Source organism: Micromonospora sp. BS32 (assembly GCF_059089345.1).
On record NZ_JBSSHR010000005.1, the window covers coordinates 58,620 to 71,843 of the forward strand.

10 protein-coding genes are annotated in these 13,224 nt (G+C 71.6%); 6 read left to right on the forward strand and 4 right to left on the reverse strand.

Annotated elements, in window-relative coordinates:
- Nucleotides 1–79: 79 nt before the first annotated feature.
- Nucleotides 80–1,102 carry a tRNA (adenine-N1)-methyltransferase gene (locus tag AC5RWQ_RS09970; RefSeq protein ID WP_420884022.1) on the reverse strand — a complete coding sequence of 341 codons (1,023 nt, stop codon included), beginning with the start codon at nucleotides 1,100–1,102 and terminating at the stop codon, nucleotides 80–82.
- Nucleotides 1,099–2,190, reverse strand: a complete 1,092-nt coding sequence (locus AC5RWQ_RS09975; RefSeq protein ID WP_494282707.1) for a site-2 protease family protein — start codon at nucleotides 2,188–2,190, stop codon at nucleotides 1,099–1,101. Before AC5RWQ_RS09975 ends, AC5RWQ_RS09970 begins: the two co-directional genes overlap by 4 nt.
- Before the next feature lie 144 nt (nucleotides 2,191–2,334).
- Between AC5RWQ_RS09975 and AC5RWQ_RS09980 the strand changes: the two genes are divergently transcribed.
- Both AC5RWQ_RS09980 and AC5RWQ_RS09985 read left to right on the forward strand, forming a co-directional pair.
- Complete coding sequence (locus AC5RWQ_RS09980) at nucleotides 2,335–3,249, forward strand: RecB family exonuclease (RefSeq protein WP_494282448.1); 915 nt, start codon at nucleotides 2,335–2,337, stop codon at nucleotides 3,247–3,249.
- Nucleotides 3,250–3,507: 258 nt separating this feature from the next.
- On the forward strand, nucleotides 3,508–4,191 hold the full coding sequence (locus tag AC5RWQ_RS09985) for a response regulator (protein ID WP_494282449.1): 684 nt from the start codon (nucleotides 3,508–3,510) through the stop codon (nucleotides 4,189–4,191).
- Between the two features lie 31 nt (nucleotides 4,192–4,222).
- Here AC5RWQ_RS09985 and AC5RWQ_RS09990 read toward each other — a convergent pair whose 3' ends face one another.
- Both AC5RWQ_RS09990 and AC5RWQ_RS09995 read right to left on the reverse strand, forming a co-directional pair.
- Nucleotides 4,223–6,298, reverse strand: a complete 2,076-nt coding sequence (locus AC5RWQ_RS09990) for an amylo-alpha-1,6-glucosidase (RefSeq protein WP_494282450.1) — start codon at nucleotides 6,296–6,298, stop codon at nucleotides 4,223–4,225.
- On the reverse strand, nucleotides 6,288–6,671 hold the full coding sequence (locus AC5RWQ_RS09995; protein WP_494282451.1) for an SCP2 sterol-binding domain-containing protein: 384 nt from the start codon (nucleotides 6,669–6,671) through the stop codon (nucleotides 6,288–6,290). The genes AC5RWQ_RS09990 and AC5RWQ_RS09995 overlap by 11 nt, the downstream gene beginning before the upstream one ends.
- 194 nt (nucleotides 6,672–6,865) lie before the next feature.
- Here AC5RWQ_RS09995 and AC5RWQ_RS10000 point away from each other — a divergent pair, with 194 nt between their 5' ends.
- The 4 genes from AC5RWQ_RS10000 to AC5RWQ_RS10015 all read left to right on the forward strand — a co-directional run bounded on the left by AC5RWQ_RS10000 (nucleotide 6,866) and on the right by AC5RWQ_RS10015 (nucleotide 13,083).
- Complete coding sequence (locus AC5RWQ_RS10000) at nucleotides 6,866–7,246, forward strand: SCP2 sterol-binding domain-containing protein (protein WP_494282452.1); 381 nt, start codon at nucleotides 6,866–6,868, stop codon at nucleotides 7,244–7,246.
- Nucleotides 7,243–9,282 (forward strand): amylo-alpha-1,6-glucosidase, encoded by a 2,040-nt coding sequence (locus tag AC5RWQ_RS10005; protein WP_494282453.1) that lies wholly within the window; start codon nucleotides 7,243–7,245, stop codon nucleotides 9,280–9,282. Before AC5RWQ_RS10000 ends, AC5RWQ_RS10005 begins: the two co-directional genes overlap by 4 nt.
- Nucleotides 9,283–9,766: 484 nt before the next feature.
- Nucleotides 9,767–10,534, forward strand: coding sequence for an ABC transporter ATP-binding protein (locus AC5RWQ_RS10010; protein ID WP_334491987.1), 768 nt, complete (start codon nucleotides 9,767–9,769; stop codon nucleotides 10,532–10,534).
- Nucleotides 10,534–13,083 (forward strand): ABC transporter permease, encoded by a 2,550-nt coding sequence (locus AC5RWQ_RS10015; RefSeq protein WP_494282454.1) that lies wholly within the window; start codon nucleotides 10,534–10,536, stop codon nucleotides 13,081–13,083. The genes AC5RWQ_RS10010 and AC5RWQ_RS10015 overlap by 1 nt, the downstream gene beginning before the upstream one ends.
- Nucleotides 13,084–13,224 lie beyond the last annotated feature (141 nt).

The following is a 13,224-nucleotide window of genomic DNA, read 5'->3' on the forward strand; positions in this document are numbered from 1 at the left end:
CACCTCCACCAGGTCGTGCCGCCGACCCGCACCGGCCGGCGGAGTCCGCCCGTTCACTCCCAGCCGCCCCGCACCACCGTCACGGCAGCTCCACCTCGTCCGCGGTGGTCGGCGCCGCACCGGCGGCCTGCGCGGCCGCCGCCTGGCGGGCCTCCGCCAGCTCGCGCAGCGCCTGCTTGCGTTCGGCGTACGCCTCGGCGCCCTTGCTGGGCTTGCGGCGCCGCGGCGGGGCGGTGACGCCCGGAGCGAGCTTACGCGCGGAGACCAGGAACGCGGTGTGGGCGATCATGCGGTGGTCCGGCCGGACGGCCAGCCCCTCGGCGTGCCAGTCGCGCACCAGCGACTCCCAGGCCCGCGGCTCGGTCCAGCCGCCGCGCTCGCGCAGCGCCTCCACCAGCTCGGAGAGCTGGGGGGTGGTGGCCACGTAGCCGATGAACACGCCGCCGGGCAGCAGCGCCCGCTCGACCATGTCGAGGGTCTCCCAGGGGGTGAGCATGTCCAGGATGATCCGGTCGAAGCCGGTCTCCGGGCAGTCGGCGACGTCGCCGACGTGCAGCTTCCAGGCCGGGTGCGGGGCGCCGAAGAACGCCTCCACGTTGCGCCGGGCGATCTGGGCGAAGTCGTCGCGCATCTCGTAGGAGTGCAGCTCGCCGCCGGTGCCGACGGCGCGCAGCAGCGAGCAGCTCAGCGCGCCGGAGCCGGCGCCGGCTTCCAGCACCTTGGCGCCGGGGAAGATGTCGCCCATGGCGACGATCTGCGCGGAGTCCTTGGGGTAGATGACCTGCGCGCCGCGCGGCATGGAGAGCACGTAGTCCGACAGCAGGGGACGCAGCGCGAGGAACGCCGTCCCGCCGCCGGAGGTGGTGACGACGCTGCCGTCGGGCTGCCCGATCAGCGCGTCGTGCTTGAGGATGCCGCGGTGGGTGTGGAACTCCTTGCCGGGTTCCAGGATGACCGTGTGCATCCGCCCCTTCGGGTCGGTCAGCTGGACCCGGTCGCCGGGGCGGAACGGCCCCCGGTGCACCGGGGGCAGCTCCGGGATGGCGGCGGGCACCGGCGTGCCGTTCTGGGCCGGGAGGGCGGGGGGATGTGCTGCGGTCACCTGTTCATCTTCCGTGTGGGTTCGAGGACCTGTGCGAGATCCGCGATGTGCAGAACGCCGACGACATCTTCGCCTGACGTCACCACGTACCGTGCGCCCGGGTGGGCCCGCACGGCCGCCATCACCCGCTCGCCGTCGAGCCCGGCCGGCACGGTGGGCAGTCCGGCCAGCGGCCGGGCCACCGCGTCCACCGCCACCCAGGGCCGGCGTTGCGGGGGTACGGCGTCCGCCGCCGCCTGCTCGACCAGGGCGACCGGCCGACCGGCACCGTCGAGCACGGCGAGCGCCGCCCCGGGCGGGGCCTGGGCGTCGCGCCGGCGCTGGGCCTCGGCCAGCGGGGTGCCGGTGGGTACGCCGAAGATCGGGCGGGCCAGCCGGGACAGGTCGATCAGCGGGACCCGGCGGCTGATCCGGGCGTACCGGACGGACTGGCCGGCGCCCCGCCAGAGGGTGAGCGCGACCAGCAGCATCAGCGGCAGCGCCAGGGGGACGAGGAGTTCCTCGACGGTGAGCCAGACGACTCCGAGGGCGGTGGCGACCGCGACGGCCCGGCCCACCCAGCCGGCCACCTCGGTGGCCCGGTGCCGGTCGCGGGTGGCCGCCCAGACCGCGGCGCGCAGCGCCCGGCCCCCGTCCAGCGGCAACCCGGGCAGGGCGTTGAACAGCGCCACGACGACGTTGCTCAGCGCCACCTGCAGGGCGAGCTGGTGAGCCAGGGTGTGTGGCGGGAGGGCCAGGGTCGCGGCGACGGCCAGCGCGCCGAGCACCGCGGAGACCGCCGGACCGGCCAGCGAGACCAGCAGCTCCACCCGGGGGGTCGGGGCGTCCCGGTCCAGCTCGGTGTAGCCGCCGAGCAGCTCCAGCGTGATCCCGCGCACACCGATGCCGAAGTGCCGGGCGGTGAGGGCGTGGCCCAGCTCGTGCAGCAGCACCGACCCGAGCAGCGAGATCACGAACCCCAGGCCGATCAGGTAGCCGCCGAGCGGGGGCAGGCCCAGCCGGTCCCGGGCGAACTCGGCGTACGCCACGGTGATGAGCAGGGTGAGCAGCAGCATGGAGACGTTGAGGCGCAGCGGCACCCCGAACACCCGCCCGACGGTCACGCTCGTGCGCCGGCCGGGTCGGCGCGGGGCGCGGGTGCGGGTCTCCACCGACCCGATGCTACGCGGTGGAGATCATGCACCAGTGCGGCGATCACGGCGCTGTCACACCGGTGCCCTAACCTTCGGGGCATGACGGCGGAACCGGTGATCGACCAGCAGGACACCCCGGCGGCAGCGCTGCCCGCCACGGTCCGGGCGTCGCTGTCGCCGTCCCGGGCGGCGGATTTCAAGACCTGCCCGCTGCTCTACCGGTTCCGCAGCATCGACCGGCTGCCCGAGCGACCGACCGTGGAGCAGGCCCGGGGCACGCTGGTGCACGCCGTGCTCGAGCGGCTGTTCGACCTGCCCGCGGGCGGGCGCACCCCGGACGCCGCGGGTGACCTGGTCGCCCCACAGTGGGACCGGCTGGTCACCGAGCAGCCGGAGCTCGCCGGCCTGTTCGCCCCGGGCGACGAGGTGGGCGCCGCGGAGTTCCTCCGCTCGGCGGCCGCCCTGCTGGGGGGCTACTTCGCGGTGGAGGACCCGCGCCGGCTGGAGCCGGCCGAGCGGGAGAGCCTGATCTCCGCGGTGGTCGACGACGAGCTGCTGATCCGCGGCTACCTCGACCGGCTCGACGTGGCGCCCGACGGCGCGCTGCGGGTGGTCGACTACAAGACCGGCGGGGCGCCGCGGGAGGCATTCGAGGCGCGGGCGCTGTTCCAGCTGAAGTTCTACGCGCTGGTGCTCTGGCGGACCCGCGGCGTGGTGCCCCGGGTGCTGCGCCTGCTCTATCTCAAGGACGCCGAGGTCTGCGACTACTCCCCTGACGCCGACGAGCTGCTGCGCTTCGAGCGCACGGTGGTGGCGCTCTGGCAGGCGATCGAGCAGGCCACCGCCCGGCAGGATTTCCGGCCGAGACCGAGCAGGCTCTGTGACTGGTGCAGCCACCAGGCGCACTGCCCGACCTTCGGCGGCACCCCGCCACCGTTCCCGCAGCGGCCGGCGACCCCCGATCCGCTGCGCGACGCCCGGTCCGCCCCGGCCGCCCCCGGCGCCGACGAGTGACCCTCCGCTCTGCCACCGGAGGCCGGGAGTGACGGGCGGCCCGTCACGGCGGGCGGCGGCCAACGGGACAGCCGCCGGCGCGCGCGGCTAGCTGGGCCAGGGCCCGTTCGAGCACCGCCGGCGCGCGCGGCTAGCTGGGCCAGGGCCGCGTTCGAGCACCGCGGCACGCCGCTCTCGCCGCAGGCCAGCCGGGCGCCGCCGGCCACGGGTGGCCCTCTACGGTGGGGCCTGCGGACGGCGAGCACGACGGGGGCGCGGATGGGTCAGGGCACGGCGGGGCGACCGGTCCGGATCCTGCTCGCCGACGACCAGCCCCTGCTGCGCGCCGGCTTCCGGATGGCGCTGGGCACCCAGGACGACCTGGACGTCGTGGCCGAGGCCGGGGACGGCCAGGAGACGGTGGAGCTGTCCCGCCGGCTGCTGCCGGACGTGGTGCTGATGGACATCCGGATGCCCCGGATGGACGGGCTGGCCGCCACCCGGGCGATCGTCGACGCCCGCCTGCCGGTGCGGGTGCTCATCCTGACCACGTTCGACCTCGACGAGTACGTGGTGGGCGCGCTGCACGCCGGGGCCAGCGGGTTCCTGACCAAGGACGTGCCGGCCGAGGACCTGGTCACCGCGATCCGGACGGTGGCCGCCGGGGAGGCGGTGCTCGCGCCGCGGATCCTCAAGCGGCTGCTGACCCGTTTCGCCGACGCACTGCCCGACCCCGCGTTCACGCCGCCGAAGGTGCTGGGCACGCTGACCGAACGGGAACGCGAGGTGCTGGTGCAGGTGGCCCGCGGGCTGTCCAACGCCGAGATCGCCGTAGCCCTGTCGGTCAGCGAGACCACCATCAAGACCCACGTCGGGCACGTGCTGACCAAGCTGGGGCTGCGCGACCGGGTGCAGGCGGTGGTGCTGGCGTACGAGACGGGCCTGGTCCGTCCCCAACGGTGATCCCGCCCCAGGTCGCCTGCCACGGTCTTCGTTACGCCGTGCTCATGCGCCCGGATGCTTCCCTCTCCCAGGCGTTCGCCGCGCCGATGGCGTCGGCCCGGCCCCACCGTCCTGGAATGTCGAGCAGCTCGATCCGGCCGAACCGCTCGGGCACCGCCGGCGCGACCACCAGATCCTCCCCGTACGGCTCGAGGCCGAGCATGGTGCGCACCAACAGAAGGGGCGCTCCGGTGGCCAGGGCCTGCGGGCTGTTCGCTGCGGGGTACGAGACCGGGTGCCCGGTCAGCTCGCGGTCGTAGCCGCCGAAGGCCTCCGGCAGGCGCCCATCGAAATACCGGGACGCGTCGATGATCCCCTCGGCGATGCGCCCTGCCTCCTCGGCGAAGCCGTAGCGCCCCAGGCCCCACGCGATGAACGCGTTGTCGAAGGGCCAGACGGTGCCGACCTGGTAGCCGAGCGGGTTGTACCGCCCCTCCCCGTCGGCCAGGGTGCGCACGCCCCAGCCGCAGAAGAGTCGGGGGCCGAGCAGGTGTTCGGCGATCTTCGCGGCGCGGGATTCCTCGACGATCCCGCTCCACAGCAGGTGGCCGATGTTGGAGGAGAGCGCGTCGACCTGGCGGCCGTCGCCGTCGAGGGCGAGGGCGTAGTACTCCCCGTCCTCGATCCAGAAGTCGCGGTTGAAGCGTTGCTTGAGCTCGGCCGCTTCCCGCTCGAGGCGGTCGGCGTACGCGGGGTCGTTCCAGAACTGGCGGGCCAGCCGGGCGCCGCGGATCTTGGCGTCGTAGGCGTAGCCCTGCAGTTCGCAGGTGGCGCGGGGCAGGCTGGGCAGCCGGCCGTCGCGGAAGGAGATCGAGTTCGAGGATTCCTTCCAGCACTGGTTCTCCAGGCCGGTTGTCTCGTTGCGGCGCTGGTACCAGACGTAGCCGTCGCCCATCAGGTCGCCGTACTCGTCGATCCAGCGCAGGGCCGCCCGGGCCTCGTCCTCGAGCTCACGCACCATGGCGACATCCCCGGTCCACCGCTCGTACTCGTCGAGCAGCACCACGTAGAGCGGGGTCACGTCGGCGGCACCGTAGTACGGCGACTGCGGGCGTTCTTCGAACGCGACCAGCTCGCCGTAGCGGAACTCGCGCAGGATCTTGCCAGGCTCCTCGTCCCGGAAGTCGTCCAGCACCGCACCCTGGTCGACTGCCAGCATGCGCAGCGTCGCCACCGTGAGTTCCGGTGCGAACGGCAACACCTGCAGGCTGGTGAGAATGGGGTCACGGCCGGTGATGGTCGCGTTCCACGGCAGGCCGGCTGCGGGCATCGCCTCGGCCGGTAGGGTCAGTGGCGAATACCGCAGGGCGGCGAGATCGACGTAACTACGCCGGTAGGTCCGCTCCAGTGGCTCCCAGTCGCAGGTCAGCTGCGGACCCTTGCCGAGCCACTGCTGCAGGTCCCACTGGAGCCGGGACCTGTCGCGCCGTCGGCGGCCGGGATGAACATGCTGTCGAACGTCCTCACCGTCCGGACGCAGCACCAACCCTCGGACATGCAGCGTGGTGGTCCACTTCCCGTGAGGTCCGATCCGGATGTGGTACGTCAGTCCCTGCTCGTCGACCTGCGCGGGCTCCGTCGTCGAGATCACGGTCTCCCGCCGAAACTTCTCCCGCTCATAGCCGAGGTGCAGGCACCCGTTCTCGACGCGCTGGTACAGCCGGCCAGCCTGCGTGTGTTCCTGTCCGACCACGATCAGCGGGATGAAGTCACAGTCCGCGTCCATCCGGATGGTGAACTCGGCCGCTTCCCCGGAGTGGTTGAGCACCGTCAACCGCTCCTCGAAGCTGCCGGCCACCGTCCGTTCGCGGATCACCGACACCTTGGCGTCCACGTAGTGCGTCGGAGCGCCCGGCACCAGGAAGAACCGCACTTCGAAGTACGACGGGTCGTCCATGGCCAACGTGCTCACCCGTTCACCGTCGATGGTCAGCCGCCACAGCGACAGGAACCGGGTGTCGAACGAGAAGAAACCGCACGGGACCTCGGGCTTCGCTTCTATGTCGCCGCTGCCATCGCTCAACACGAAGATGTTGCCGTCGAGGATCCTGACGAGGTCATTCTTCATCTCTGCCCCCACGGTGGCCAACAGCCACCCGCGGGTGTCGCCCGCCGGGCGGCGGTGCGAAGAGCCGCTCCAGCAGGACGATGAATCGAAACTTGCCCTCGCTCGTGATCTCGTTCCGCAGCCACGCCGGGAGCGCCTTGGCCTCGCCCCGCACCATGCGCTCGAAGAAGGAGCTGTCGGAGCGGATGACCGTATCGGCGTCATTGTTCTGCTGTGACACCCGGATGACACCCCCGCGGATCTCCACGAACCAGTGGTCGACCTCGTGGTCGTGCTCGAGGTCGAAGCGTATGGTGCCGTTCGTCTTCTTCAGCACGCGTTCGTGGCCGTGGCGTTCGAGCGCCTCAAAGAACTCCCTGGTCGTCTCCGACATCGCACCACCCTCGAAGAGATCCCGCCGTCCAGGAGGCAGCGTTGCTCGGATGGTGGTGCCGTGGCATCACCCGGAAAGGATGAGATGGGAGGGCGGTTGCGGCGGGGTGCCCGAACTTCACCCGATGCGGGTGATGCGGCCGCGCCCCGCCCCCGGCCATGGTGAGTAGGTCGGAACTGATCGGGGGGAGGCTCATGTCGAATCCCACCGCGAGCTTCTTCGAAGCGCTCGGCCGCCGCCGCCACGAGCCCCTTCTCGAGGAGGCCACCGGGTCCCTCCGGTTCGACCTCGCACACGAGCACGAGGTCGACCGCTGGTTCCTGGTGATCGAACGCGGCGATGTCCGCGTCTCGCGGGACGAGGAGAGTGAGGCCGACTGCCTCGTCCACGGCAGCAGGGCGGTTTTCGACCGGATCGTCAGTGGCAGGTCGAACATCTACACGGCGTGGGTGCGTAACGAACTCAGAACGGAGGGCGACGTGCGGCTGGCCCGCCTCCTCCAGCGGATCATGCCGGGGCCGCCCGGCGCGCACCACCCGAGGGAGTTCGCCCGGGAGCGGAAACGGCCGTCATGAGCGACGAACTCATCCGCCTGTTGGACGGCAACACGTTCGTGGTCAGTGACGAGACCGGCGACATCGACGCGTCTCCGACCATCCCGACCGGTCTCTTCTCGTTCGACACCCGATTCCTGTCGAGGTGGGTGCTGTCCATCAACGGTGAGCGGGTCAGCGCGCTCACCGCCGACGAAGTCGAGTATTTCGAGGCACGCTTCTTCGTCGTGGCGACAGTCCCGACTCCGCTCGTCGACACCAGAGTCGCAGTCATTCGGGAGCGCTCGATCGGCAGAAGCTTCACCGAACGGTTGACGGTGATCAACCACGAACGCGAAACGGTCGACCTGCGGATCCGGATCGACGTCGAGAGCGACTTCGCCGACCTTTTCGAGATCAAGGACGTGCGCGACAAGAGAGGTGAGTACTACACCCGGATCGAGGACGGGTGCCTGCGTCTCGGCTACAAGCGGGAGACGTTCTGCCGGGAGACGCTGGTCTCCTCCACCGCGCCGGCCCGGGTCGACGAGCAGGGACTGACGTACGACGTCCGGCTCGAACCGCACGGCCAGTGGGTCACCGAGGTGCGGGTGCACACGCTGGGCGTTGACGGACGTGATCTTCGGGAAAGCCTGCAGGGCACACCGGGCCGGTCCGGGCAGCAGATGCGGCAGGATCTCGACCGGTGGCTCGCGGAGGCACCCCGCCTGACCTGCGACTCTCCTACGCTGGCGATGACCTACCGGCGCAGCCTGGCTGATCTCGCCGCGCTGCGTTTCATGCCGTTGACCGGCGCCGGGCATGCCCTGCCCGCCGCCGGGCTGCCGTGGTTCATGGCAATCTTCGGTCGGGACAGCATCCTCACCAGCCTGCAGACACTGCCCTTCACTCCGGACCTCGCGGCCACGACGCTGCGCCTGCTGGCCCTGCTGCAGGGCATGGTCCTGGATGACTTCCGTGAGGAGGAGCCGGGGAAGATCCTCCACGAACTGCGGTACGGGGAGACGGCCGGGTTCGAGGAGCAGCCGCACTCGTCGTATTTCGGCAGCGCCGATTCCACTCCGCTCTACGTGATCCTGCTCGACGAGTACGAGCGGTGGACCGGAGACGGCACCGCGGTGCGGCTTCTCGAGCGGCCGGCCAGAGCCGCACTCCACTGGATCGACGAGTACGGCGACCTGATGGGCGACGGCTACGTCTGGTACCAGCGGCGCAACGAGACAACCGGCCTGGAGAACCAGTGCTGGAAAGACTCCTGGGACTCGATCTCCTTCCGCGACGGGCGGCTGCCCAGCCTGCCCCGCGCCACCTGCGAACTGCAGGGCTACGCCTACGACGCCAAGATCCGCGGCGCCCGGCTGGCCCGCCAGTTCTGGAACGACCCCGCGTACGCCGACCGGCTCGAAAGGGAGGCGGCCGAGCTCAAGGAACGTTTCAACCGGGACTTCTGGGTCGCCGACGGGGAGTACTACGCGCTCGCCCTCGACGGCGACGGCCGCCAGGTCGACGCGCTCTCCTCCAACATCGGCCACCTGCTGTGGAGCGGGATCGTCGAGGAATCCCGCGCCGCGAAGATCGCCGAACACCTGCTCGGCCCCCGACTCTTCTCCGGCTGGGGCGTGCGCACCCTGGCCGACGGGGAGGGGCGGTACAACCCGCTCGGGTACCACGTCGGCACCGTCTGGCCCTTCGACAACGCGTTCATCGCCTGGGGCCTTCGGCGCTACGGCTTCACCCAGGAGGCGGGACGCATCGCCGCGGGGATCCTCGACGCCGCCGGGTTCTTCGACGGCAGGCTGCCGGAGGCGTTCGGCGGATACGACCGGACGCTGACCAGGTACCCGGTCCTGTACCCCACGGCGTGCAGTCCACAGGCGTGGTCCACGGGCACCCCTTTGCTGTTGCTGCGGACCATGCTCGGAATGGAGCCGCGCGGGGACCACCTCGTGACCAGACCGGCCGTGCCCACGGGCATGGGCCGGATTGAGCTGCTCCACATCCCCGGTCGGTGGGGCCGGGCCGGCGCCCTCGGACGCGCTCACGCGGCGCGACGCTGACCGCTGCGGGTGGCCGGCAGGTCCACAGGAGGCGCGTGCAGCCCGTCGGCGGACGGCCCGGTCGGCCCGAAGCGCCGCATCACCGTCGCAGCCGGCATCGCGTTCGCCGGTAGACCTGGGATACGCCCCGGCAGTCCGCAGCAGCTACTACGCCAGGCGTACGTGGAGAGTCGCCCTCCGGACGACGGCGCCGTTGCCTTTGTCACCTACCGTGACGAAAGACGGCGCGGCGGGGTTGACCATGACGTGGCGTCAGGTCCTAGCGTCGACGCTTGCGCTGTCCCGGGGTGCGGGAATCACGGTCGACCGTCGACGGCTCAGGGGCAACCCTGAGCCGGGGTCGGGGCCGACCCGCAGCGGGAAATCCGCCCCGGGTCACCCCGGAGGCGGAGGGATCCGGGCGGTACGGCGTCGAGGATGGGATCAACCCCACCGACCAGCGGGGGCGGTGGGTGCCGCAGGCAGACGGAAGAGGTAGATGAACGTGACCGCGACGGTAGGCCGGCAGGCGCAGGCCGCGGCCCGGGCCAGTGACGTGTGGAAGGTGTACGGCAGCGGCGAGGCGCAGGTCGTCGCGCTGCGGGGGGTCAGCGCCGAGTTCGAGCGCGGCCGGTTCACCGCCATCATGGGCCCGTCGGGCTCCGGCAAGTCGACGCTGATGCACTGCCTGGCCGGGCTGGACTCGGTCACCCGGGGCACCGTGTCGATCGGCGACACCACGGTGACCGGGCTGGGCGACGCCGGCCTGACGAAGCTACGCCGGGACAAGGTCGGCTTCATCTTTCAGCAGTTCAACCTGCTGCCCACGCTGACCGCGCAGGAGAACATCGTGCTGCCGCTGTCGATCGCCGGCCGCCGGCCCGACCCGGCCTGGTACGACACGGTGATCGACACGGTCGGTCTGCGGGACCGGCTGGGTCACCGGCCGGCGCAGCTCTCCGGTGGCCAGCAGCAGCGGGTCGCCTGCGCGCGGGCGCTGGTCTCCCGCCCCGACGTGATCTTCGCCGACGAGCCGACCGGCAACCTGGACTCCCGGTCCGGCGCCGAGGTGCTGCGGTTCCTGCGCGACTCCGTGCGCGAGCACGGCCAGACCATCGTGATGGTCACCCACGACCCGACCGCCGCCGCGTACGCCGACCGGGTGATCTTCCTGGCCGACGGGCAGATCGTCTCCGAGCTGATCGAGCCGACCGCGGACACGGTGCTGGACACCATGAAGAAGCTCGACGCTCCCGCCGAGGTGGGTCACTGATGTTCCGCGCGACGTGGAAGAGCCTGCTGGCGCGGAAGGTACGCCTTCTGCTGTCCGGTCTGGCGGTGGTGCTGGGCGTCATGTTCGTCTCGGGGGCCTTCGTGCTCACCGACACCCTGGGCCGGTCGTTCGACGCGGTCTTCGCCGACGGTTTCTCCGAGGTCGACGTCAACGTCGAGGGCAAGCCGAAGGTCGCCCTCGGTGAGACCGAGGGCGAGCAGGTGCCCGCCCCGGTGCCGGCGGCCGCCGTCGAGCAGATCCGCCGGCTGCCCGGCGTGGCGAAGGTGACCGGCCTGGTCAACGCCGACGGCGCCCGGCTGATCGGCAGCAACGGCAAGGTGGTGACCTCGTTCGGGCCGCCGCAGCTGGGCGAGAACTGGGTCGGCGAGGGCGAGCTGGTGGAGCTGCGCCAGGGCCGCGAGCCGCGGTCCGACGGCGAGATCGTGATCAACCAGGCACTGGCCGACGCGGCGAAGGTGAAGGTGGGCGACCGGGTCGGCGTGCTGACCCTGCAGCCGAAGAAGGAGTTCACCCTGGTCGGCGTCTTCGGCTACAGCGGTGGGCGCAGCAGCATCGGCGGCGTCAACGAGGTCGCCTTCACCACCGGAGTGGCGCAGCGGCTGATGCTGGGCGAACCGGGCACCTTCACCAGCATCGGCGTCCGGGCCGCCGACGGGGTCAGCCCGGAGCGGCTGCGCGACGACGTCGCGGCGGCGCTCGGCGACGGCTACCAGGTGAAGACCGGCGAGCAGGCCGCCGCCGACCAGGCCGCCGGCCTGAAGGAGGGGCTGTCCTTCTTCAACAAGGTGCTGCTGGGCTTCGCCGCGGTGGCGCTGCTGGTCGGCACCTTCCTCATCCTCAACACCTTCTCGATCATCGTGGCGCAGCGGACCCGGGAACTGGCCCTGATGCGGGCCCTCGGGGCGAGCGGCCGGCAGATCATCGGGTCGGTGGTGCTGGAGGCGATCATGGTGGGCCTGATCGCCTCGGTGCTCGGGCTGGCCGCCGGCATCGGTGTCGGCGCGCTGCTGGCGTACCTGTTCGGCAAGCTGGCCGGCGGGCTCAGCCTGGCCGGGCTCGGGGTGCCACCGGCGGCGGTGATCGGCGCGTTCGGGGTGGGCCTGCTGATCACCGTGGTGGCGGCGCTGCTGCCGGCGCTGCGCGCGGCTCGGATCCCGCCGATCGCCGCCATGCAGGACGTCGCGACGCCGGACCGGCCGCTGACCAAGGTGACAGTGGCCGGCGGGGTGGTCACCGCTATCGGCGCGGTGCTGCTCTTCCTCGGCCTCGGCGGGCACGCCGGTGACAACACCCTGGCCACCATCCTCGGCGGCGTGCTCTTCGCCTTCATCGGCGTGGCGCTGCTGACCCCGCTGATCAGCCGGCCGGTGGTCTCGCTGCTGGGGGCGATCTTCGCCTGGTCGGTGCCGGGCAAGTTGGGCCGGCTCAACTCCGGGCGCAACCCGCGCCGCACCGCGATCACCGCGGCCGCGCTGATGGTCGGCATCGCCCTGGTCACCGGGGTGACGGTGATCCTCGACTCGGCCAAGGGCAGCATCAGCAAGGTCGCCGCGGACACCATCAAGGCCGAACTGGTCATCGCCGGGGCGCAGAGCGGCCCCCGTCCGCCCAGCTTCGACCCGGCGGTGCTGGAGAAGGCCGCGGCGATCCCGGGCGTCCAACTGGTCGACGGCGAGTACGGCGACATGGCCACCGTCAACGGCAGCCGGACCTGGGTGGCGGCGTCGAGCGACGTCAGTGCGCTGGAGCGGATCTTCGGGGCGAAGGCCACCGCCGGTGACATCGGGCGGCTCGGCCCGGACCAGATGCTGTTCAGCTCGGACACCGCCAAGGCGCGGAACGTCTCGGTCGGCTCGACGGTGACGGTGCAGCTGTCGCGCGGGGAGGCCCGCACGTACACGGTCAGCGGCATCTACGAGAGCACCCAGCTGACCAACCCGGTGGTGCTGCCGCCCCAGGCGACGCGGAACTTCGCCATCCCGCAGCCGATCCAGGGCTTCGTGCAGCTGGCCCCCGGCACCCGGGTGGCCGACGTGCAGCCTCAGGTGGAGACGCTGCTCGCGGACAGCCCCGAGGTGTCGGTGGCCGACCGGGACGCGTTCATCAAGCAGCAGACCAGCCAGCTGGACACCCCGCTGCGGATGATCCAGATCCTGCTGGCCCTGGCCATCGTGATCGCGGTGCTCGGCATCATCAACACCCTGGCCCTGTCGGTGCTGGAGCGGACCCGCGAGCTGGGTCTGCTGCGGGCGATCGGGCTGCGCCGGTCGCAGACCATGCGGATGATCACCGTCGAGGCGGTGGTGATCTCGATCTTCGGCGCGTTGCTCGGACTGGCGGTCGGCACCGGTCTGGGCGCGGCGGTGGTCCGGGCGCTCAAGGACGAGGGCATCACCGACCTGCGGCTGCCCTGGGGCCAGATGGCGCTCTTCCTCGGCCTGGCCGCGCTGATCGGCGTGATCGCCGCGGTGCTCCCCGCGATCCGGGCGGCCCGGATCAACGTGCTGGGCGCCATCGCCCACGACTGACCCGGCACCACGCGACGGCCCCCGCCACCGGAGTGTGCGGGGGCCGTCGCGCGTCCAGCGACCGAATCACCCGATCGCGACCGCGGCGTCGGCCGACCTGACAGGCTGGGGCTGCCGGGGACGGCACGGGGGTGAGGATGT